At 62.8% G+C, this 20,121-nt stretch carries 22 protein-coding genes; 9 read left to right on the top strand and 13 right to left on the bottom strand.

Annotated elements, in window-relative coordinates; translation table 11 throughout:
* Nucleotides 1-17: 17 nt before the first annotated feature.
* The gene (gene cpaB, locus NKJ37_RS06495) at nucleotides 18-944 is read right to left on the bottom strand and encodes a Flp pilus assembly protein CpaB (protein ID WP_352440243.1); all 927 of its coding nucleotides are present in this window, start codon (nucleotides 942-944) and stop codon (nucleotides 18-20) included.
* A gap of 229 nt (nucleotides 945-1,173) precedes the next feature.
* Here cpaB and parE point away from each other — a divergent pair, with 229 nt between their 5' ends.
* Both parE and NKJ37_RS06485 read left to right on the top strand, forming a co-directional pair.
* Nucleotides 1,174-3,231 carry a DNA topoisomerase IV subunit B gene (parE, locus tag NKJ37_RS06490; protein ID WP_023810500.1) on the top strand — a complete coding sequence of 686 codons (2,058 nt, stop codon included), beginning with the start codon at nucleotides 1,174-1,176 and terminating at the stop codon, nucleotides 3,229-3,231.
* A 45-nt stretch (nucleotides 3,232-3,276) separates the two neighbouring features.
* Nucleotides 3,277-5,409, top strand: a complete 2,133-nt coding sequence (locus NKJ37_RS06485) for an FUSC family protein (protein ID WP_352773263.1) — start codon at nucleotides 3,277-3,279, stop codon at nucleotides 5,407-5,409.
* Here NKJ37_RS06485 and NKJ37_RS06480 read toward each other — a convergent pair.
* Nucleotides 5,339-6,463: a DUF2336 domain-containing protein gene (locus NKJ37_RS06480; protein ID WP_352440240.1), complete on the bottom strand. Its 1,125-nt coding sequence runs from the start codon at nucleotides 6,461-6,463 to the stop codon at nucleotides 5,339-5,341. The two genes, NKJ37_RS06485 and NKJ37_RS06480, sit on opposite strands and share 71 nt — an antisense overlap.
* Before the next feature lie 150 nt (nucleotides 6,464-6,613).
* Here NKJ37_RS06480 and NKJ37_RS06475 point away from each other — a divergent pair, with 150 nt between their 5' ends.
* Nucleotides 6,614-7,066, top strand: a complete 453-nt coding sequence (locus tag NKJ37_RS06475; RefSeq protein WP_352440239.1) for a MaoC family dehydratase — start codon at nucleotides 6,614-6,616, stop codon at nucleotides 7,064-7,066.
* A gap of 3 nt (nucleotides 7,067-7,069) precedes the next feature.
* The gene (locus NKJ37_RS06470) at nucleotides 7,070-7,951 is read left to right on the top strand and encodes an HpcH/HpaI aldolase/citrate lyase family protein (RefSeq protein WP_128303364.1); all 882 of its coding nucleotides are present in this window, start codon (nucleotides 7,070-7,072) and stop codon (nucleotides 7,949-7,951) included.
* 7 nt (nucleotides 7,952-7,958) lie between these two features.
* On the opposite strand, the gene NKJ37_RS06465 is transcribed toward NKJ37_RS06470, so the two are convergent.
* The gene (locus tag NKJ37_RS06465) at nucleotides 7,959-8,633 is read right to left on the bottom strand and encodes a methyltransferase family protein (RefSeq protein ID WP_023810495.1); all 675 of its coding nucleotides are present in this window, start codon (nucleotides 8,631-8,633) and stop codon (nucleotides 7,959-7,961) included.
* A gap of 108 nt (nucleotides 8,634-8,741) precedes the next feature.
* Here NKJ37_RS06465 and NKJ37_RS06460 point away from each other — a divergent pair, with 108 nt between their 5' ends.
* Nucleotides 8,742-9,473, top strand: a complete 732-nt coding sequence (locus NKJ37_RS06460) for a TetR/AcrR family transcriptional regulator (protein WP_352440237.1) — start codon at nucleotides 8,742-8,744, stop codon at nucleotides 9,471-9,473.
* Here the strand turns inward: NKJ37_RS06460 and NKJ37_RS06455 are convergent.
* Nucleotides 9,470-10,078 (bottom strand): flavin reductase family protein, encoded by a 609-nt coding sequence (locus tag NKJ37_RS06455; RefSeq protein WP_352440236.1) that lies wholly within the window; start codon nucleotides 10,076-10,078, stop codon nucleotides 9,470-9,472. The genes NKJ37_RS06460 and NKJ37_RS06455 overlap by 4 nt on opposite strands.
* Complete coding sequence (locus NKJ37_RS06450; protein ID WP_352440235.1) at nucleotides 10,079-10,663, bottom strand: nitroreductase family protein; 585 nt, start codon at nucleotides 10,661-10,663, stop codon at nucleotides 10,079-10,081.
* A gap of 158 nt (nucleotides 10,664-10,821) precedes the next feature.
* On the opposite strand from NKJ37_RS06450, the gene NKJ37_RS06445 reads away from it, so the two are divergent.
* Nucleotides 10,822-11,784 carry an RgsD C-terminal domain-containing protein gene (locus tag NKJ37_RS06445; RefSeq protein WP_027036844.1) on the top strand — a complete coding sequence of 321 codons (963 nt, stop codon included), beginning with the start codon at nucleotides 10,822-10,824 and terminating at the stop codon, nucleotides 11,782-11,784.
* 34 nt (nucleotides 11,785-11,818) lie between these two features.
* On the opposite strand, the gene NKJ37_RS06440 is transcribed toward NKJ37_RS06445, so the two are convergent.
* From NKJ37_RS06440 to NKJ37_RS06410, 7 genes are all read right to left on the bottom strand, one after another.
* Entirely contained in the window at nucleotides 11,819-12,133 is a 315-nt protein-coding gene (locus tag NKJ37_RS06440; protein ID WP_352440234.1) for a type II toxin-antitoxin system RelE/ParE family toxin, read from the bottom strand.
* Nucleotides 12,123-12,398: a type II toxin-antitoxin system ParD family antitoxin gene (locus NKJ37_RS06435; RefSeq protein ID WP_023810489.1), complete on the bottom strand. Its 276-nt coding sequence runs from the start codon at nucleotides 12,396-12,398 to the stop codon at nucleotides 12,123-12,125. Before NKJ37_RS06435 ends, NKJ37_RS06440 begins: the two co-directional genes overlap by 11 nt.
* A gap of 108 nt (nucleotides 12,399-12,506) precedes the next feature.
* Nucleotides 12,507-13,445 (bottom strand): lysophospholipid acyltransferase family protein, encoded by a 939-nt coding sequence (locus NKJ37_RS06430; RefSeq protein ID WP_352773258.1) that lies wholly within the window; start codon nucleotides 13,443-13,445, stop codon nucleotides 12,507-12,509.
* Between the two features lie 86 nt (nucleotides 13,446-13,531).
* Nucleotides 13,532-15,508, bottom strand: coding sequence for a threonine--tRNA ligase (thrS, locus tag NKJ37_RS06425; protein WP_352720254.1), 1,977 nt, complete (start codon nucleotides 15,506-15,508; stop codon nucleotides 13,532-13,534).
* A gap of 175 nt (nucleotides 15,509-15,683) precedes the next feature.
* Nucleotides 15,684-16,511 carry a class D beta-lactamase gene (blaOXA, locus tag NKJ37_RS06420; protein ID WP_023810486.1) on the bottom strand — a complete coding sequence of 276 codons (828 nt, stop codon included), beginning with the start codon at nucleotides 16,509-16,511 and terminating at the stop codon, nucleotides 15,684-15,686.
* Nucleotides 16,512-16,657: 146 nt separating this feature from the next.
* On the bottom strand, nucleotides 16,658-17,032 hold the full coding sequence (gene yidD, locus NKJ37_RS06415; protein WP_023810485.1) for a membrane protein insertion efficiency factor YidD: 375 nt from the start codon (nucleotides 17,030-17,032) through the stop codon (nucleotides 16,658-16,660).
* 85 nt (nucleotides 17,033-17,117) lie between these two features.
* On the bottom strand, nucleotides 17,118-17,276 hold the full coding sequence (locus NKJ37_RS06410; protein WP_081734812.1) for a hypothetical protein: 159 nt from the start codon (nucleotides 17,274-17,276) through the stop codon (nucleotides 17,118-17,120).
* A gap of 91 nt (nucleotides 17,277-17,367) precedes the next feature.
* On the opposite strand from NKJ37_RS06410, the gene NKJ37_RS06405 reads away from it, so the two are divergent.
* Nucleotides 17,368-18,273 (top strand): LysR substrate-binding domain-containing protein, encoded by a 906-nt coding sequence (locus NKJ37_RS06405; protein ID WP_023810484.1) that lies wholly within the window; start codon nucleotides 17,368-17,370, stop codon nucleotides 18,271-18,273.
* An 18-nt stretch (nucleotides 18,274-18,291) separates the two neighbouring features.
* On the opposite strand, the gene NKJ37_RS06400 is transcribed toward NKJ37_RS06405, so the two are convergent.
* Nucleotides 18,292-18,729: an iron-sulfur cluster assembly scaffold protein gene (locus NKJ37_RS06400; RefSeq protein ID WP_352630189.1), complete on the bottom strand. Its 438-nt coding sequence runs from the start codon at nucleotides 18,727-18,729 to the stop codon at nucleotides 18,292-18,294.
* A 239-nt stretch (nucleotides 18,730-18,968) separates the two neighbouring features.
* On the opposite strand from NKJ37_RS06400, the gene folE reads away from it, so the two are divergent.
* On the top strand, nucleotides 18,969-19,604 hold the full coding sequence (gene folE / locus NKJ37_RS06395) for a GTP cyclohydrolase I FolE (protein WP_023810482.1): 636 nt from the start codon (nucleotides 18,969-18,971) through the stop codon (nucleotides 19,602-19,604).
* Nucleotides 19,605-19,639: 35 nt separating this feature from the next.
* On the top strand, nucleotides 19,640-20,101 hold the full coding sequence (gene hisI / locus NKJ37_RS06390) for a phosphoribosyl-AMP cyclohydrolase (RefSeq protein ID WP_352440229.1): 462 nt from the start codon (nucleotides 19,640-19,642) through the stop codon (nucleotides 20,099-20,101).
* Nucleotides 20,102-20,121: the final 20 nt, after the last annotated feature.

Below are 20,121 nucleotides of genomic sequence, written 5' to 3'. Positions count from 1 at the left end.
ACCCAGTCCCCACTGGCTTATTTCTGGTCCCGCGAAGGAACCTGGTATTCCTCGGCCGTTGTGCCGCGCGTCACGATGACGGTCTTGAATTTCGGCTTCTCCGGCTCTTTCACCACGGCATCGAACAGCGAGCCGGCAGCGGCCTGCACGTTCGAGGCGGCCGATCCACCGAACGAAGAGATGGTGGTGACGCCGCCCTTGCCGTCGCCGCCTTCGCTGGCCGAGCGCAGCGACAGCGACAGCGTACCGACAGTGCGGGCCAGCGCCACTTTCTGCGCGCCGTCGGTCGTCACCTCGATGGTCACCGAATTGGAAATCTGCGGCGTCGTCTGGCGCTCGTCGGCACCCTGCCCGACGCTCAGCACCTTGGCATCGGCAACGACAATCTCGGAGGTGACCGTCGATCCGGCCGCGCCCTGTGCATTCTTGGCCACTTCCTGAATTTCGCCGGCATCGCGCGTCAGCACGACATCAACGCGGTCGCCCGGTGTGACGAAGCCGCCGACACCTGCTATCTCGTCGGTGCGGATGGTGACCGCCCGCATTCCGGGCGTCATCATGTTGGAGAGTGTCGCGCGGCCGTTCGGACCGGACAGCTTGGTCAGCAGTACCGGTTCGTTGACCTCTATCGGCGACAGCACCACGCGGCTGCCATCGGCAAGCAACGCATTGATGGTGGTGAAGGCGCCCTGCGGCACGGCCTCTTGCGACCACGGGATTTCGCTGAGCTGCGCGCGGTCGAGCGCCATGCCGTAGCGCAATGGGGCATTCGCCACCACGATGGTCTTGAACTCGACCTTCGGCACGACAGCTGCCGGAATAGACGACGTCTTCTCTTCGGAATCGGCCTTGGCCTGGCTTTTGACCCAGAAATCCGCGGCAAAGATCGAGATCGCCCCGAAAACGGCGGCGATGCCGATCATCGATATGGCCTTGCCCCTCACGCCGAAACCCCTGATGCCCGCAGTTTCTTGTTTTGTTGGGCTTAACCCTAGGCGGCATTGTTAAAGAATCAGGAATCCTGCACCGCGGTATCGGACCTATTTCCGCCGGCTTGGTTATCGAATGGTTTTGGAGTAAGAGGGGCCATATCCCCGAACGGAACAGGAACCTCGGTCGCTTGGCGCTGAAAAGCGTGGCAGTATCGCGAGGTGATTCGCAGCATCGGACTCTATGGCAGGCATGGACGATCTTTTCGGCAATGACGACAACAAGCCGCAGCCGGTTCGCGCGCCAGCGCGCCCTGCGGATCCACTGGTGGTGCAAGCCACCAAGCGTCCTGCCTCGACCAAGGACGGCAGCGAGGGCTATAGCGCCGCCGACATCGAGGTGCTGGAAGGGCTGGAGCCGGTGCGCCGACGGCCAGGCATGTATATCGGCGGCACCGACGACAAGGCGATGCACCATCTGTTCGCCGAGGTCATCGACAATTCGATGGACGAAGCGGTGGCCGGCCATGCCACCTTCATCGATGTCGAGCTCTCGGCCGATGGCTATCTCGCCGTGACCGACAATGGCCGCGGCATCCCGATCGATCCGCACCCGAAGTTCAAGAAGCCGGCGCTTGAAGTGATCATGACGACGCTGCATTCGGGCGGCAAGTTCGACTCCAAGGTTTACGAGACATCAGGCGGCCTGCATGGCGTCGGCGTGTCCGTGGTCAACGCGCTGTCGGACCATCTCGAGGTCGAGGTCGCGCGGGGACGGCAACTCTATCGGCAAAAATTCTCGCGCGGCGTTCCCGTGACCGGGCTGGAACAGTTGGGCGAGGTCCACAACCGGCGCGGCACAAAGATCCGCTTCCACCCCGACGAGCAGATTTTCGGCAAGGGCGCGGCGTTCGAACCGGCGCGGCTCTACCGCATGACGCGCTCGAAAGCCTATCTGTTCGGTGGTGTCGAGATCCGCTGGACCTGCGATCCGTCGCTGATCAAGGAAAAGGACCAGACACCGGCCAAGGCGGAATTCCATTTTCCCGGCGGCCTGAAGGACTATCTCAAGGCATCGCTCGGCGACGACTTCCAGGTGACGCGCGAAATCTTCGCCGGCAAGAGCGAGAAACAAGGCGGCCATGGGTCGCTGGAATGGGCGGTGACCTGGTTCGGCGGCGACGGCTTCATCAATTCCTACTGCAACACCATCCCGACCGGCGAAGGCGGCACACACGAGGCCGGCTTCCGCAACGTGCTGACGCGGGGCCTGCGCGCCTATGCCGATCTCGTCGGCAACAAGCGCGCCTCGATCGTCACCTCGGAAGACGTCATGATCTCGGCGGCGGGCATGCTGTCGGTGTTCATCCGCGAGCCGGAATTCGTCGGCCAGACCAAGGACAGGCTGGCGACGATCGAGGCGATCCGCATCGTCGAGACCGCGATCCGCGACCCGTTCGACCATTGGCTGGCCGACAATCCGCAGGAAGCCTCGAAGCTGCTCGAATGGGTGATCGCACGCGCCGACGAGCGCGTGCGCCGGCGCCAGGAAAAGGAAGTGTCGCGCAAGAGCGCGGTGCGCAAATTGCGGCTGCCGGGCAAGCTCGCCGACTGTACGCAGAATGCCGCGGCCGGCGCTGAACTGTTCATCGTCGAAGGCGACTCGGCCGGCGGCTCGGCCAAGCAGGCGCGCGATCGCGCCAGCCAAGCGGTGTTGCCATTGCGCGGAAAAATCCTCAACGTTGCCAGCGCCGGCAACGACAAGCTTGCCGGCAACCAGCAGATCTCGGACCTGATCCAGGCGCTCGGCTGCGGCACGCGGTCGAAATACCGCGACGAGGATTTGCGCTACGATCGCGTGATCATCATGACCGACGCCGACGTCGACGGCGCCCACATCGCCTCGCTGCTGATCACCTTCTTCTACCAGGAGATGCCGGCACTGGTGCGTGGTGGCCACCTCTATCTGGCGGTACCGCCGCTTTACTCGATCAGGCAAGGCGGCAAGGTCGCCTATGCCCGGGATGACGCGCACAAGGACGAGCTTATGCGCACCGAATTTACCGGGCGCGGCAAGGTCGAGCTTGGCCGCTTCAAGGGTCTGGGCGAGATGATGGCGGCCCAACTCAAGGAAACCACCATGGATCCGAGGAAGCGCACGCTGCTTCGGATCGATGTGATCGACGCCGAGGCGGCGACCAAGGACGCCGTCGATGCATTGATGGGCACCAAGCCGGAGGCCCGCTTCCGCTTCATCCAGGAACGCGCCGAATTCGCCGAGACGGAAGTGCTGGATATCTAGCCACCAGCCGGTCCATAACAAGGCTCCAGTTGCGGAGACGAGCATGTGACCTGGGCGCGGCTGAAAGGCTATTTCGAGACGAGTTTAGCCGGCTTGACGCAACCGACGCGTTCGGACTGGATTTTCTCGTTGCGCACTGTTTCGGCTGGCCTGATCGCTCTGCTAGCCGCCTATGCGCTGAAGCTCGACCATCCGCAATGGGCCATGATGACGGTGTTCATCGTCGCCCAGCCGGTTGCCGGCATGGTACTGGCGAAGGGCTTCTACCGGCTGCTCGGCACGCTGGTCGGCGGCATCGCCGCGATCGGCATCACCACCGTTTGCGGCACCAACCCCTGGGTGCTGGTAACGGTGCTTGCCGTCTGGATCGGCATCTGCACCTTCGTCTCGTCGCTGCTGCGCAATCCGGAAGCCTATGGCGCCGCCCTCGCGGGCTACACCGCAATGATCATCGGCCTGCCCGCTTTCGGACAGCCGCATCTCGTCGTCGACCTCGCGGTCGCGCGCTGTGCCGAGATCGTGCTTGGCATTGTCTGCGCCGGCCTGACCAGCCGCCTGATCCTGCCAAAACTGGCCAGCGACGCCATCGTCTCGCGCCTGAAACGCTGCATCCTTGATCTTGCCACCTATGCCGGCGGTGCGTTCTCCGGCGGCGACCCGGGAACGCTGTCCGCGCTGCACCGAAAGCTGATCACTGATGCCCAGACGCTCGGCGAGACGCGCGCCTATGCCAGGCTCGAAGCGCCAAGCTTCGCGCCGCGCGCCCATCCAGTCCGGCGCACCATCGGACAGCTGCTCTCCGCGCTCTCGGCGGCACGCGCGCTGCATTCGCACGCCGCCCCGAAGAATGCGGCGCTCATTCCGGTGCGCTCGGAATTACAATCGCTGGTCAGCGAGCTGGCGACCAAGCCCGGCGCGCTGGACGATACGGCGCTGTGGGTGGCTCGGCTCGATGCGATTGCCGGAAACGCCCGGCAAATGGCCGATACCTCGACCGACCAGGGCAACGACAGGATCGGCACTATCACCCGCCTGACCATCGCCGCCGATTTCGCCGATGCGCTCAAGCAGGTGCTGCGCGGCCTCGACGCCCTGCGCGCGCCTGCCACACGTCCGGCCCGGGGCAGCAGGCAGCCTGCGCTGGTGGTGCATCGCGATTACGCCGGCGCATCGCGTAACGCCTTGCGTGCTGCCCTTGCCACGCTGCTGGTCGCGGCCTTCTGGCTGACGACGAAATGGTCGGAAGCGGCCGGTACGGTCATTCTCGTTGCTGTCGTATCGAGCCTGTTTGCTGCTCGCCCCGACCCTGTGCAGGTCGCCTGGGGTTTCTTCAAGGGAACGCTTCTGGCGCTGCCGTTTGCCTTTCTCGTCGGCCAGATCGCATTGCCTGCCCTGCCCGGCTTCGGCTGGTTCATGCTGTTTGTCGTGCCCATCCTTGTACCGACGGCGCTGGCCATGGCCAATCCACGCTATGTCGGCGTGGCGACGGCCTTCGCCATCAACTTCCTTGCCTTCCTGAGCCCGCACCAGGCGATGACCTACGATCCCGGACCCTTCTTCGCCGGTTCGGCGTCGATCCTGGTCGGCATCCTGCTGGCGATCGGTGTCTTCATCGTCGTGCTGCCCGCCGATCCGTGGCTCGCGGCCAACCGCATCGTGCGCGCCATGCGCGAGGATCTGGCGCGGCTTTGCCTGCATGAGCGCGTGCCGAGACGTTCGGCTTTCGAGAGCCTCGCCTACGACCGCATCAACCAGCTGATGCCGCTGGTGCAGAATGCCGGTCAGAAGGGCGATGCGGTTCTGGGCGGCGGAGTCGCCGCCGTCACCGTCGGCCTGGAGGTCCTTCGGCTGCGCGATGCAAGCCAAAGCCATGCCATTCCATCCGAGACCGCGCTTTCGATCGCCAACTTCCTGAGGGGACTGGCGCGCGAACTGCTTTTCCGCGCCCCCAGCGATCCGCAGACCTCGACCGTCGCCGTCGCCCGGCAGTACGCAGCGAACATCGCCGAGCGAAACGGCACCAGCGAATTGCTGCAGATCGCGGCATCGCTGCGCATCATCGCCGCCGCGATGGAGGATTTCCCCGACTTTTTCGCGAGGATAAAGGTTAAGCTGCCGCTATCGCCAGCGCGTGGCCTCGCGCGTTCTCGCGCAGCGCATCGAGATGGATCGACTTGATCAAGGCGGCAAGATCGCCTTCGGCGGATTGCCCACCCACTTCCTTGAGCATCAGCCAGCTGACCTCCTGCACACCGGCGATGCGCTTGCCGTTGGCAACCTCGCGCCAGATCTTCAGCGCACGCAGGATGATGGCATGGGTGACTGCGGCGAGTCCGGCGCTGCGGAACAGCGCCTGCAAGGCCACGTCGTGCCCACCGGCCAGCAGCGCCCTTACCCTTTGTTCGGACTGCTGGCTGAGCGCGACCAGCGCCGAGCCGAAGAAATCCACCTTGCCATGCGCGATGGTGCGGATCAGAAAGCTCGCGGTAAGGTCGCCACGCAGCCTGAGATGCTCGATCAGGGCCGCATGTTCTTCCTGGCGCGTGCCTTCGATCAGCGTCACGGAAGCCTTAACGCAGGCGTCGCGCATGACGCGGTCGGCTCGCGCCGCGCCCATCATCGCCATCACCAGTGGCGACGTTTTCAACATTTCGCCAAGCTTGACGAGCAGCATATGCCGGCAGTCGGCCGGCAGCCTGATATCCGATATCAGCGCCTCGCGCACCAACGGCAGGTGCCCATGCCGTTCGGCCATGCGGCGGAAGCTGAGCGAGGCGATGTCGGCGCCGCTGTTGGCGAGCAGCACGGCGCAGGCGTCCGCCTCGCCGATCTCGGCGATGGCCGCCGACAGCGCCATCGAGACGAGTGGCCGGTCGGCGATCAATTTCTGTGTCGCCTTCGGACTTGAAGCCACGCGGTTGATCAGGTCGGCGTCGGTGAGCAGCGGCGAGCGCGCCAACACCACGCCGGCGACTTCCGGCTGGTCGGAGGCCAGCACGCTGATGATCTGCATTGGCGCGTGGTGGCTCATCGACAGCGCCTCGGCCATCGCCAGCCGCACCTTCGACGAGGCATCGTCGAGCAACAGCGTCAGCGCCGCCTCGGCGGCGCAACGGTCCTCGAAAGGCAATTCGGAATTGATATAGGCCCGGGCCAGAGCGCTCGCCGCCGCGGCGCGCTCCGACACCCTGGCCGTGTAGATCCATTTCAGGAAATGCGAAACAACAACCATGCCCGCCTGCTTACGCCCCTTGTCAGAAGCTTCTGACCCCACTGACGACCGTAGGCAGAATTGGTTTACGAACCGTTCACCATGTTCATTAACTGGCTTGCGAGGCTGATTTGCAGCGCCTATCACCGTCAAGCACCTGAGGAGAAAGAAATGGCCGGGCTTTATCTCCAAGAGTTCGTTGTCGGCCATGTCTTCCAGCACACGCTGCGCAAGACCATTACCGAAAGCGACAACATGCTGTTTTCGGTAATGACGCTGAACCCGCAGCCGCTGCACATCGACTTCGATTTCGCCGCCAAGAGCGAATGGGGCAAGCCGCTGGTCAACTCGCTGTTCACGCTCGGCCTGATGATCGGCATTTCGGTCAATGACATCACAGTCGGCACTACGGTCGCTAATCTCGGCATGAAGGAGACCGTGTTTCCGCATCCGGTCTTCCATGGCGACACCATTCGCGTTGAGACGACAGTCATCTCGGTGCGCGAGTCCAGGTCGAAACCCGATCGCGGCATCGTCGAATTCGAGCATCGCGCCTACAACCAGCATGGCGATCTCGTCGCCAAATGCACCAGGCAAGCGATGATGCTGAAGAAGGCGATCTGACGCATGCGTTCGCTGCTGTTCATCCCTGGCGATTCCCAGAGGAAACTGGAAAAGGGTTTTGGTGTCGGCGCCGACGTGGTCATCGTCGACCTCGAGGATTCCGTGGCACCGCACAACAAGGCGCTGGCACGCGAGGTGGCGGCGCGCTTCATCCTGGAACGCAGGGCGCAAACCGGTTCAGCCATCTATGTCAGGGTCAACGACCTGTCGACCGCGCTGACGGACGACGATCTCGCCGCACTGGTTCCAGCGAAACCCGACGGCATCATGCTGCCCAAGTCGAACAGCGGCCAGGATGTGCAGCACCTGTCGGCAAAGCTCAGGGTGCGCGAGGCCGAAAACGGCTTGGCCGACGGCGCGATCAAGATCCTGCCGATCATCACAGAAACGCCGGCAGGCGTGCTGGCGGCTGCGACCTATGCCGGGACAAGCGCGCGGCTTGCCGGCCTCACCTGGGGCGCTGAAGACCTGTCGGCGGCGATCGGCGCGCGCAGCGCCCGCGACGAGCATGGCCGCTACACGGACGTGTTCCGTCACGCTCGCACCATGACCATACTTGCCGCCGGTGCGGCGGAGGTCGAGGCGATCGACACCGTCTTCCCGAATTTTCGCGACATGGCGGCCTTCGAAGCGGAATGCACCGAGGCCGAGCGCGATGGCTTCACCGGCAAGATGGCGATCCACCCCGATCAGGTGCCGGTCATCAACGCCGCCTTCACGCCGTCGGTCGACGCCGTGAGACAATCGGCGGCAATCGTTGCCGCGTTCGCGGCAGCGGGAAGTCCCGGCGTCGTCAGCATCGACGGCAGGATGTTCGACCGCCCGCACCTGCGGCTAGCCGAGCGGCTGCTGGCGCGGGCAAAGGCGGCAGGTGTTTCCGCCTGAGCGCCTGCTACCAGACCAATGGGATCAGGCGGTAACGGACCCGGGCCACATAGTCGTCATAGCCGCGCAGGCCGGTGCGAAGCGTCTTCTCTTCAATGAAGGTGCGGATGGCCAGGAGAACGACGATCACGAGTACCGACGCCAGCCCCCACCAGGAACCAAGCAGAAGTGCCGTGCCGGCGAAGAAGAGGATGGCGCCGGCGTACATCGGATGGCGGACGTAGCTGTAAGGCCCCGTGGAGATCACATGTTGTCCGCGTTCATCCTGGATCCTCACCACCGGCGCCGCGAAACTGTTCTCCAGCATCGTCAGATAGCAGATCCAGATTCCGAGCAGCAGGACGAGCGCGCCGACCACCTGCACCCAGACGGGAACCACGGACCAGCCGAAACGGACGTCGAACCCCATGAATATCTGCGAACCAAAGATGGCGAACAGTAGTATGGACAGCAGGACCTTGTCGGCCGTGTCCTGATTCTTCTGGATGGGAGAACTCAGCCGCTCATTCATCAGGCCGGGATCGCGCCTTGCCAGCGCCACGCCCAAGGTGAGACTGAGCCCCACCATCCCCACCAGATAGACCCAGGCCCCCGGCCAGTGCAGCGTGCCGGCCGACAGGAAGAGCAAGGCGCCCATGGCGCCAAACCAGACGAATGTTTGAAGGACCAATTTCGCGATCATGATCGGCCTTTGATGATATCCGCTCACTTGCGCTGGCAATTTTAGACCATCGGTCTACCATACCGACCGACGGTCTGTAATTCAAGCGAGCTGTGCAGAAGGTTCATCATGCCCCGTGTCATCAAGCATCCAGAGTTCAGGCGAGAAGAACTTCTGGACCATGCCCAGACGCTTTTTCTGACGCAGGGCTATGACAAAGCGAGCCTCAACGACGTGATTGCGTCCGCCGGCGTCTCCAAGGGCGCCTTCTATCACTACTTCCCCTCCAAGGAGGCTCTTCTGGAAGCCTTGGCCGATCGCTTTGCAAGACAGGCACTGGCTGGCGTGCAAGACATAATCGACGATCCGGGCCTAGACCCGCTTGACCGCCTGAATGGCCTGCTCAGCCAGTCGCGGCGGGCCAAGATCGAGACCGCGCCGGAAGCTTGGACTCTTTTCGAGACGATGTTTCGGCCTGAGAATCTGGTGCTTTTCCACCGTATCAATCTGGCCGCCAGCGCGTCGTTTTCACCTCTGCTGGTCAAGATCATCAGGCAAGGGATCGAAGACACCACTTTCAGGACCTTCGATCCGGAAGGTGTCGCCGACATCGTCATGCAGTTCGGCATGGCCACGCATGACGTCGTTGCCAAGGCAATTGCCGGGGGCAGCGACGCCGACATGGAGATCGCGATCGAGGCCCTGGAGAAACGCGTCAGGCTCTACGAGATCGCTCTCGACCGCATACTGGGCCTGCCCGATGGAAGCATCCGGATCGGCGAGCCCGGCTATGTGCGCACCGTCATGACGGCCAGGCGGCGAAAGAGTGCCGGCAAGGCGCTGGCCAAGCCTGATATCTAGTCCTTGTCCCAGCGCGGCCGGCGCATCGAAAACACCTGGTCGACGCTGGCATAGTCCATATAGCCGAGACGAGCGACATTGCCGGCCTTGGTGATGTCGAACAGGCCGTCTGTCAGGAAGGCGTCGTCGATGTGCACGCCGACCACCTCACCGGCAACAATCACAGCGCTTGTCGGCGATCCGTCCAGCGCCTTTGGCCGAAAAACTTCCGTCACCCGGCATTCGAGCGCAGCCGGCGCTGCCGCCACGCGCGGCGGCGCGACGAGGCGCGACGGCGCCATGGCGAGATCGGCATAGGCGAACTCATTGACGCCGCGCGGTGCGTTGACCGATGTGCGGTTCATCTTGTCGGCAAGATCGCGGCTGACCAGATTGGCGACGAACTCACCGGTCTCCTGCGCGAAAGAGGCGCTGTCCTTCTCGCCCTCGGAGGAGAACCAGACAATGAACGGCCGTGTCGAAACGGCATTGAAGAAGGAGTATGGAGCAAGGTTGATCTCACCGGCTCCGTTCAGCGTCGAAATCCAGCCGATCGGACGCGGCGCCACGATCGCCTTCGATGGATCGTGCGGCAGGCCGTGGCCCTTTGAGGGTTCGTAGAACATTCAGCCCGCCCACCGCCCCGAATAGTCGCCGTAAAGCTTTGCCGGATCGGGCCGCGGCCGCTCCGGCGCCGGGCCGGCATAGGAGCCGATATGGATGAAGCCGACGACGCGCTCCTGCGGCGCCAGCCCCAGCAGCGCCCTGCCCTCCGGTACATCCGAATACCAGTTGCTGATCATGTTGGTGCCATAGCCCAGCGCATTCGCTGCTATCATCAGGTTCATCGCCGCCATGCCGCCCGACAGGAACATTTCCCATTGCGGGATTTTTGGATTCTCCCGGGGGACAGATACGACGCCGATCACCAGCGGCGCGCGTGAGAACCGCGCCAGTTCCTGATTGCGGCGGCCTTCCGGCAATGGGCCCTCCCGCTGCTCTGCAAGCGCTGCCAGTTGCCTGCCGATCTCGACGCGGGCGTCGCCACGGTAGACGATGAAGCGCCAGGGCTCCAATCGGCCATGGTCGGGCACCCGCGAGGCAGCAGTGATCATCGTCGCGATCTCCGCATCGCTCGGCGCCGGCTGCTTCAGATCGGGGATCGGAGCGGAGTTTCGGGTCAGCAGGAAATCGATGATCGGCGACGCCATGGGCGCAAGTCTCCTGAACATTCTGTTTTGAGCTGAAGCGCACCATCGGGAATTCGGCGGCTCGGGCATTGGCGCGGGATACGCCGGACGGAAGAGAGTCGTATCGATCGGACTCTTAAGCCTTGAAATTGCCACCGCCATGGGCTTCAACGCAAGGCATGTTTGAGGGGACTGTCCGTCTTTTCCTGATCTGGCTCGGTGCCCTGCTGTTGATGGCGCCGGTTTCGTTCGCCATGGCGCAGAACGTCGACGGTGTCAGCGACCTGAAGCTTCCGGGAATTTCGAGCTACGCGACGCCGAAAGGCGAGACGTCACTGGCACTAAGCGGCGGCGGCGCCATCACGCTGTCCGCCCAGTTGACCGACAAGGGTTCCGACATCACGCGCGGCATCGTCTGGCGGGTCTTCAAGCCCGAAGCCGTCAACGGCAAATTGCCGATGGTCGCCTCCTCCCATGGCGGCACCGCCGTCTTCCAGCTCGAGCCTGGCAGCTATCTGGTTCACGCCTCCTACGGCCGGGCCGGCGCCACCAAGCGCATCACTGTCGGCAAGGACGCCAAGCGCGAAAGCCTCGTGCTCGACGCCGGTGGCCTCAAGCTCGACGCCGTGCTGTCCGGCGGCGTGCGCATTCCACCGAAGAAGCTGCGCTTTTCGATTTACGAGGGCACCGCCGAGGCCAATGGCGACCGCGCGCTGATCATTCCCGATGTCGAGCCTAACAGCGTCGTGCGGCTCAACGCCGGCATCTACCATGTCGTCTCGACCTATGGCGCGGTCAACGCGGTCATCCGCTCCGACATCCGTGTCGAGGCCGGCAAGCTGACCGAAGCGACCGTCGAGCACCACGCCGCCGAGATCACGATGAAGCTGGTGCGCGAAACCGGCGGCGAGGCGATCGCCGATACCTCCTGGTCGCTGCTCAATGAGTCCGGCGATCCGATCAAGGAAACTGTCGGCGCCTTCGCCTCTATGGTGCTGGCCGAGGGCGACTACACCATCATCGCCAAGAACCGCGACCGCATCTACCAGAAGGATTTTACGGTCGTGGCCGGGCAGAACCAGGAAATCGAGGTTCTGGCCACCGAGGCCGCGGCGATGGATCCCGAAGAAGGTGCTGATTAGACCAGACTGCAGTTCGCAATCCCTACCAGAGGAATCAGGTGTCTGCTTCATCCTCTGAACTGGCCGGATAATCCTGTCCGCCGTAGAGCACACGCAGGATGACCACGGTGTCACCGTTGACCCGGAAAACGATAAATACGCGGCGTTCAAAACCGACGATGCGGACGCCGGGGCCAACAGCGTCGCGCACGGTCCCGCGCTCCGGGAAGGTGGACAGCGCCATACACGCGGCCTCTATGCGGTTGACATAGTCGCCGGCACGCCGATTCCCGCTGTCGTTTTCGATGTAATTGTAGATGGCGAAGAGGTCGGCTTGAGCCGCTGGCCTGAAGACGACCTTATGCGTCACGCTTAGAGGCCTTCATGCGGTCCGCATGATGGGCGCGCAACGCTTTGAAGACGTCTTCTGCCGGGATGTCCGGACGCGGGTCGTCAAGGGCTTCCTGGACCTTGGCGTGCATAACAGCGGTGATGATCTGCTCCTCGCGATCGAGGGCGCGTAGCGCCGCGCGCATGACTTCGCTGGCGGAATCGTAGGCGCCCGAGGCCAGACGTGCGTCGACGCTGCTCTGCTGGCGGCCGAGGGTCACGGTGATTGGTTTGCTGGTTCTCATGGCAAGTTCGTTTCTTGCCTCCTTATAGCACCGCAACGTTACAGTGTCATACTATTTTCTGAACGGACGGTCGAGTCTCGGCCCCTCGTGAGCCGGACGTTTGTTGCCTCAAGCAGCCAGCTTGGTCCGCGCCGGCAGGAACGGAATCCGGCGGCGCCTCACGACTGGCGCAAGGTCGAACACGCCGCGATAAAGGCGGTCGAGCAACGCCTTGCGGTCGCGCAATGGCTCCAGTTCGCTCCAGCTCAGCATCTTGCCGACACGCACGTCGATCGCCTTGCCGGACAACCGCGCGAATTCGTGGATGAGCAGCGACGTGCGCAATGTCACCGAGGCCTTGCCGATGAATTTCGCCACCCGGCCGTCGCTCTCAGCCATGTTCATCGGGCCGCTGACCAGATGGAACAGCCTGCCGTTCTGCCCGGAAAAATGCATCGGGATGACCGACGCTTTGGCCTCCTGGACGAGACGGGCCGCAAACATCTTCCACGGCAGGTCGCGCGCCCGGCCAAAACCTTTTGGCGCGGTGGCGACACCGCCGGCCGGAAACACCACGATGGTGACGCCCTCCTTCAGCAGCCGCACCGCTTCATGGCGCACGGCCATGTTGTTCTTCAGCGCGTCCTTGGTCTCGGAAAAGTCGATCGGCAGCGAGTAGGGCTCCATCTCGCGGATCTTGAGCAGGTCCTTGTGGATCATCACCCGGAACGGCCGTCCGAGCTGCTCGGCCAGCGACAGCACGGCAATGCCGTCACCGATGCCGAACGGATGATTGGCGACGATCACCAGCGGCGTATCAGACAATTGCGCTGGCGGCCACTGATCTGCCGTCCGCACGCGGACGTCGATCAGGTCGAGCATGCGGCTGAACACACGCTCGCCGGTCGGCACGACCTGACGGCGCCAAAAATCGTAAAGCGCGGTGTAGCGGTCGCGGCCCGACAGGCCTTCGATCGAATGGATGAACCAGCGCGTCAGCGCCGGCTGGCGCGGATTGGCATAGGAAAGCTCGGGAAAGGGTCGTTCGCGCGATTTCAGCTTGAGCATAGGGGTTCGTTACAAGGTCGGCGTGACAAGGATATGAAAATGGCGGTGGATCGCTCCACCGCCATTTGGCCGAAAAACTATGCCGATCAGGCAGCGCGTTTGCGCCTGCGGTCGGGCGTGACGGCTTCTTCGGCCAATTGCGCGATCGCCTGGTCAAGGCCAAGCGATTCCTGGTCGCGTGAGCCCAGCCGGCGCATGTTGACCGTCTGCTCTTCCGCCTCGCGCTTGCCGCAGACGAGGATGACCGGAACCTTGGCCAGCGAGTGTTCGCGGACCTTGTAGTTGATCTTCTCGTTGCGCAAATCCGCTTCCGCCAACAGCCCGGCGGCCTTCAGCTTTGCCACCACTTCGGTCGCATAGCCGTCGGCATCCGAGGTGATCGTCGCCACCACCACCTGCAGCGGCGCGAACCACAGCGGGAAATGGCCGGAATAGTTCTCGATCAGGATGCCGAGGAAGCGCTCCATCGAACCGCAGATGGCGCGGTGCACCATCACAGGCTGCTTCTTCTCGGAATCGGAGCCGATATAGAAGGCGCCGAACCGTTCCGGCAGGTTGAAGTCGACCTGCGTCGTGCCGCACTGCCATTCGCGGCCGATAGCATCCTTGAGCACATATTCGAATTTCGGTCCGTAGAAGGCGCCCTCGCCCGGATTGATCGAGGTCTTGATGCGATTGCCGGATCGTGTCCTGATCGTCTCCAGCACGCTCCCCATGATCGCCTCGGCATGATCCCAGGCTTCGTCGGTGCCGACGCGTTTGTCGGGCCGCGTCGAAAGCTTGACGCTGATTTCGTCAAAACCGAAATCGGCATAGGTCGACAGGATCAAATCGTTGATGCGCAGGCACTCCGCAGCCAGCTGCTCCTCGGTGCAGAAGATGTGCGCATCGTCCTGCGTGAAGCCGCGCACACGCATCAGCCCGTGCAGCGCGCCCGACGGCTCGTAGCGATGCACATTGCCGAATTCCGCAAGCTTCACGGGTAGATCGCGATAGGACTTCAACCCATGCTTGAAAATCTGCACATGGCCCGGACAGTTCATCGGCTTCAACGCGAAGACCCGGTCGTCATCGGTGTCGTCGCCGGCGACCGTCACCTTGAACATGGCGTCGCGATACCAGCCCCAATGGCCTGACGTCTCCCACAGGCTCTTGTCGAGCACCTGCGGCGCGTTGACCTCCTGATAGCCCTGCTCATCGAGGCGGCGGCGCATGTAGTTGACCAAGTTCTGGAACATCTTCCAGCCCTTGGCATGCCAGAAGACGACGCCCGGTCCCTCTTCCTGGAAATGGAACAGGTCCATCTCGCGGCCGATCTTCCTATGGTCGCGCTTCTCGGCCTCCTCCAGCATCATCTGGTAGGCTTCGAGCTGCGCCTGGTCGGCCCAGGCCGTGCCGTAGATGCGGGTCAGCATCGGGTTGTTCGAATCCCCGCGCCAATAGGCGCCGGCCACCTTCATGAGTTTGAAGGCATTGCCGATCTGCCCGGTCGAGGCCATGTGCGGGCCACGGCAGAGGTCGAACCAGTCGCCCTGCGCATAGATCTTGAGATTCTGATCCTCAGGAATGGCGTCGATCAGCTCCAGCTTGTAGCGCTCGCCCTTGTCGGCAAAGACTTTTTTCGCCCTGTCGCGCGACCAGACTTCCCTGGTGAACGGCTTGTTGCGCGCGATGATCTCGCGCATCTTCTTCTCGATCACCGGAAAATCGTCAGGCGTGAACGGCTCGTTACGGGCGAAGTCGTAGTAGAACCCGTTCTCGATCACCGGCCCGATGGTCACCTGCGTTCCCGGCCACAATTCCTGCACGGCTTCCGCCAGCACATGGGCCGCGTCGTGGCGGATCAGCTCCAGCGCGCGCGGGTCGTCGCGGGTGACGATCTCGACCTTGCCGGACTTGCCGAGCGGATCGCTGAGATCGCGAACGGTGCCGTCGATCGCATAGGCGACCGCCTTCTTGGCCAGCGATTTCGAGATCGATTCGGCGAGGCCAGCACCGGTCATCGCCGCGTCGTATTCGCGGACGGAGCCATCGGGAAATGTCAGGGAAACGGAATTCAGCATATATATCTCCTATCCAGTCCCGCAAACGAGCGCGGGTGGTTGAAATGCATGTCGCCCAAAAGTGTATGGCGGTTTTGGGTTACGATATGCATAGGGAAAAGCCGGATGCGTCCGGCAGCGGCTGTCTTTTATGGACAGATTCCGCCTCCGTAAAGCCCGGCTCAAATGTCAGCGTTCATTTGATGAGGAGCGGCAGGTCCTTCAGGAACGCGGCGCGGGTCTTGAGGCCCTTGGGCATGTCGGTGCGGTTGGTGTCGACGACAAGCCGCGCAAAGACGATCTGGCGGCCATCCTTTTGCGCCCAGCCGACGAACCAGCCGAGCGAACGCTTGTCCTGAACCTTGTCGACGTCGTTGCGCAGCCTGGTGCTTCCGGTCTTGCCTTGCACCGTCCAGCCTCCGGCCTGGAAGGTCGGGATGATGGCTGATGTCATGTCGTAAGCCCTGGCCGAGACAGGCAGCTTGCGGGCCAGCAGCTTGCGCAGGAATTCGACCTGCTCGACCGGCGTGATCTTGAGCGAGGAATTCACCCAGGACTTGGTCAAACCATCATTCTTGCCGGGATTGCCGGAAACATCGGCGTTGCCGTAGTCGAATTTCGAGACATAACCGGCAAAACTCCCAGACCCAAGCCGGCGGGTGATTTCCCGGGAAAACCACAGGATCGAATCCCGCTCCCAGACCACCGGATCGACGGTCTTCTGATCCCGCTTCACCGCGTTGAATTCAGGCTTGTAATCCCAGCTCGGCGTGTGCTCGTCGCTCAGGATCCCGCTGTCATAGCCGATCAGCGACAACGGCACCTTGAACGTCGAAGCCGGGCTGAACCGCTCGTCGCACACCCCGTCCTCGTAGAGCGCCTTGCCGCTCGCCGCATCGGCGATCACCGTGCACTGCACGTCCCCCAGCGGCGCCGATTGCGCGCGCAGCGGAAATCCCAGCAGCCAGGCGAGCAGGAACAGTATCCCGGCAAAGATGAAGGGAAGACGGTCGAAATTGCGCATTTTCTGCTCGCTCCAGAAGGGGGTTCGGGAGCGGCTTAGCGAGGTCTCTTGTCTCGATTTTGTCTCAAATGCGCAGTCTTTGTGCAGGCTGTTGTTAACCCTACCGGATCGTAAACGGGCAGAGCGGCGGGACCTGACTGACGCGATCACCCCTGCGCTTCGCCGCGCTTGCTGCCGATCCGCCAGTACCGCCATGGCGTGAACCAGACATAACGATCCTCCAGCACCTCCGGCACGAGGTCTATGCCATGCGTGCCGAATGGCCCGCAGCGCAGCATCCGGAAAAATCCCATCCAACCGCCCGCCCACAGGCCATGGCGGGCGATCGCCTCATGGGCATATTCCGAACAGGTCGGCAGATGCCGGCAGGAATTGCCGACAAAGCCCGACAATGTCAGCTGGTAGAGGCGCACGAGCGACGTGCCGAGGAGACGGCCCGGCGTCTTGCGCCATGGACCGGGCCAGTTACGGCCGCGTTTCGGCGGCCGGGCGATATGCGCATGCCCATGCTGGTCGCGCACCACAGTCTCCGTTTCGCGTTTCCCACGCGATAGATGTGGGCTTCTACTGGAGAACGCAATCCCCGCGCCCTGCATGGCCCCACCGTCACGGACGGAAACGACGAAACGGCTGCCAGTCAGCCGAAGCCACCCACCGGCCACGACTGGTCGGCTCTTCGTAACGCTTTTCATGCTGTCTTCTGTCACGCCATTGAAACGTTGCGATCCGCATGACATCGCCAAAGATGCTCAGCAACTGGATCATGGTCGGTCTCCTTTGATGCGATTAGACGGCCGCTGGCCTTCGCCTTCAAACGAGTATAATTTCCACTTCGGATAATCCTGGGTTATGCGAAATGAAGCGTGGGCGCCTGCCGCTGACGGCATTGAGGAGCTTCGAGGCGGCGGGCCGGCATCTGAGCTTCAGCCGGGCCGCCGAGGAGCTTTTCGTCTCACAGGCGGCGATCAGCCGGCAGATCCGGGAACTCGAAATCTTCCTGCGCCAACCCTTATTCGAACGTCACCATCGCCGTGTCGAACTGACCGACACCGGACGGCGTCTGCTGGATCAGCTTGTCAGAAGTTTCGACGCTATCGATACCTTGCTTGGAGAACTGGTGGCGACACCGGCGCAGTCCGTGGTCCGTGTCAGTGTCGAGCCGTCGCTTGCATCCGTGTGGCTGGTGCCACGGCTCAACCGGTTTCGCCAATTGCGGCCTGACATCGACATCTCGCTCGAGGTCGATCCAAGGCTGATCGAGTTCCGCAGCGATCAGCCGGAGCTTGCCTTGCGCTTCAGCGCACATGCCACCGCGTGGCCGCGCAGCGAAGCCGAGCAACTTGCTTCGACAGTCGACTCACCTGTTCTGTCGCCGGCGCTGCTTGCCTCGGGCCCCGCCCTCGAGAAGCCGATCGATCTTGGTCGCTACACGCTTTTGCACGAGGAGAACCGCCAGGGCTGGGCGCGCTGGTTCGAAGCGGCCGGCGTGCCCGCCGACGCCGTGCCGGCGCGCGGGCCGATGCTGGCGGATGCGTCGCTTTCAAAGCAGGCCGCCTTGCTCGGACATGGCGTTGCACTGGGCGATCTCTTGCAGATCGGCGGAGAAGTCGCGTCCGGCGCGCTGGTCAAGCCGTTCGACATCGACGTCGCATCCGGCGCCTATTGGCTGGTGGCCAGAAGCTTGCGCGATCTGTCGGAGCCGGCCGCCGCGTTCGCGGACTGGGTACGCGGCGAATTTGCCGAAAGCAGACGTGCATTGTAAACGGTCGGTTGCCGGCCCTCAGGCTTCGGCGCGCTTCTCGATCTGGCCGATGGCGTCGACCACGGCGTCGAAAGTCAGCATGGTCGAGGCATGACGGGCCTTGTAATCGCGCACCGGCTCCAGATATCTGAGGTCCGCGAAGCGACCGTCCGGCGGGGCGCCATTTTCCTTGAGCATCTTCAGCATGGTGTCGCGCACCGCGCGCAATTCCTCGGCGCTCGCGCCGACGACATGTTGCGCCATGATCGATGACGACGCCTGGCCGAGCGCGCAGGCCTTCACATCATGGGCAAAGTCCGTGACCACGCCGTCCTGCATCTTGAGGTCGACGGTGACCGTGGAACCGCATAGCTTGGAGTGCGCCTTGGCGGTTGCGTCAGGATGATCGAGCCGGCCGATGCGGCCAATGTTCCCGGCAAAACCGAGAATTTTCGCGTTGTAGACCTCGTTTATCATTATTTTCCAATCCGTCGCCGCCAAGCGAACAGCGATTGCCGCTGTCGTGTCTTCCTTTCGCTCGCTATGACCTTATATAATGGTGGCAGTCCGGTATCGACAAGAAGACGAAAGCCAATGTCCTTGCCGGGAAGTTCACGCCGCTTACGGGGCTGGAAACGGGGCGAGTTTCCGACACCGAAAGGTCGTGGTCCGTTCAACTCGTTCCTCCGCCGAGAGGGACTACGGGAGACGCCTTTATGGATGCCGTCATCAAGAAGCTCATGCCACAGTCAGCCTATATGGAAAAGCCGGTCACCGACCGGCCGAGCGAAGCCGAAGTCGAAGCCGCCGTGCGCACGCTTTTGCGCTGGACCGGCGACAATCCGGACCGCGAGGGGCTGGTCGACACGCCGAAGCGGGTGGCAAAGGCCTACCGCGAAATGTTCGGTGGCTACGACATGTGCCCGGCCGACGAGCTCGGCCGCACCTTCGAGGAGGTCGCCGGCTACGATGATCTGGTCATCGTCAAGGACATAACATTCCATTCACATTGCGAGCACCATATGGTGCCGATCATCGGCAAGGCGCATGTCGGCTATCTTCCGGACGGCAAGGTCGTCGGCCTGTCCAAGATCGCCCGCGTCGTCGATATCTTCGCCCACCGCCTGCAGACCCAGGAGGCGCTGACGGCGCAGATCGCCGGCGTCATCCAGGACGTGCTCAATCCACGCGGCGTCGCCGTCATGATCGAGGCCGAGCACATGTGCATGGCCATGCGCGGCATCCGCAAGCAGGGTTCAACCACGCTGACCTCGACCTTCACCGGCGTTTTCAAGGACACGCCCGAAGAGCAGGTCCGTTTCGTCACCATGGTGCGCGGCGGCGGGGTCTGATCGGCCCTCGCCGGCCATCAAAACAAGGACCGGCGATGTCGGCACTGGAATTTCCAAAAGCTCCGTCAGACAAGAAAGCGCTTGAGGAAGGCGCGGTGTTTTCGCCGCGCTTCGATGCAGCCGGGCTGGTTACGGTCATCGTGACAGACGCCGCGGACGGCATGCTGTTGATGGTTGCGCATATGAATGCGCAAGCACTGGCACTGACACTGGAGACCGGCATAGCCCACTACTGGTCGCGCTCGCGCGACGCACTTTGGAAAAAGGGCGAAACATCAGGCAATTTTCAGCATGTCGTCGAGATGCTCACGGATTGTGACCAGGATGCCATATGGTTGCGCGTCAAAGTGTTGGGCCACGACGCAACCTGTCACACTGGCCGGCGTTCATGCTTTTATCGGACGGTGGGGCTGATCGATGGCAAGGGGACGCTTGCCGACGACGGCAGCAAGCCGCTGTTCGATGCGGAAAAAACGTATCGGAAACCACTAGCTTGAACCTTCTGCCTGACACCGAC

Origin of the sequence: Mesorhizobium sp. M0140 (assembly GCF_040322475.1) — a bacterium.
Classification (GTDB): domain Bacteria; phylum Pseudomonadota; class Alphaproteobacteria; order Rhizobiales; family Rhizobiaceae; genus Mesorhizobium.
The sequence above is the reverse complement of the archived record's forward strand: the minus strand, read 5'-3'. Positions and strand labels throughout refer to the sequence as shown.

Bases quoted from the DNA above. Each gene is read 5' to 3' on its own strand.
- parE (WP_023810500.1), top strand. From the start codon at position 1,174: ATGGCAGGCATGGACGATCTTTTCGGCAATGACGACAACAAGCCGCAG.
- NKJ37_RS06480 (WP_352440240.1), bottom strand. From the start codon at position 6,463: ATGGTTGTTGTTTCGCATTTCCTGAAATGGATCTACACGGCCAGGGTG.
- NKJ37_RS06475 (WP_352440239.1), top strand. From the start codon at position 6,614: ATGGCCGGGCTTTATCTCCAAGAGTTCGTTGTCGGCCATGTCTTCCAG.
- NKJ37_RS06470 (WP_128303364.1), top strand. From the start codon at position 7,070: ATGCGTTCGCTGCTGTTCATCCCTGGCGATTCCCAGAGGAAACTGGAA.
- NKJ37_RS06465 (WP_023810495.1), bottom strand. From the start codon at position 8,633: ATGATCGCGAAATTGGTCCTTCAAACATTCGTCTGGTTTGGCGCCATG.
- NKJ37_RS06460 (WP_352440237.1), top strand. From the start codon at position 8,742: ATGCCCCGTGTCATCAAGCATCCAGAGTTCAGGCGAGAAGAACTTCTG.
- NKJ37_RS06455 (WP_352440236.1), bottom strand. From the start codon at position 10,078: ATGTTCTACGAACCCTCAAAGGGCCACGGCCTGCCGCACGATCCATCG.
- NKJ37_RS06450 (WP_352440235.1), bottom strand. From the start codon at position 10,663: ATGGCGTCGCCGATCATCGATTTCCTGCTGACCCGAAACTCCGCTCCG.
- NKJ37_RS06445 (WP_027036844.1), top strand. From the start codon at position 10,822: ATGTTTGAGGGGACTGTCCGTCTTTTCCTGATCTGGCTCGGTGCCCTG.
- NKJ37_RS06435 (WP_023810489.1), bottom strand. From the start codon at position 12,398: ATGAGAACCAGCAAACCAATCACCGTGACCCTCGGCCGCCAGCAGAGC.
- NKJ37_RS06430 (WP_352773258.1), bottom strand. From the start codon at position 13,445: ATGCTCAAGCTGAAATCGCGCGAACGACCCTTTCCCGAGCTTTCCTAT.
- thrS (WP_352720254.1), bottom strand. From the start codon at position 15,508: ATGCTGAATTCCGTTTCCCTGACATTTCCCGATGGCTCCGTCCGCGAA.
- blaOXA (WP_023810486.1), bottom strand. From the start codon at position 16,511: ATGCGCAATTTCGACCGTCTTCCCTTCATCTTTGCCGGGATACTGTTC.
- NKJ37_RS06410 (WP_081734812.1), bottom strand. From the start codon at position 17,276: ATGATCCAGTTGCTGAGCATCTTTGGCGATGTCATGCGGATCGCAACG.
- NKJ37_RS06405 (WP_023810484.1), top strand. From the start codon at position 17,368: ATGAAGCGTGGGCGCCTGCCGCTGACGGCATTGAGGAGCTTCGAGGCG.
- NKJ37_RS06400 (WP_352630189.1), bottom strand. From the start codon at position 18,729: ATGATAAACGAGGTCTACAACGCGAAAATTCTCGGTTTTGCCGGGAAC.
- folE (WP_023810482.1), top strand. From the start codon at position 18,969: ATGGATGCCGTCATCAAGAAGCTCATGCCACAGTCAGCCTATATGGAA.
- hisI (WP_352440229.1), top strand. From the start codon at position 19,640: ATGTCGGCACTGGAATTTCCAAAAGCTCCGTCAGACAAGAAAGCGCTT.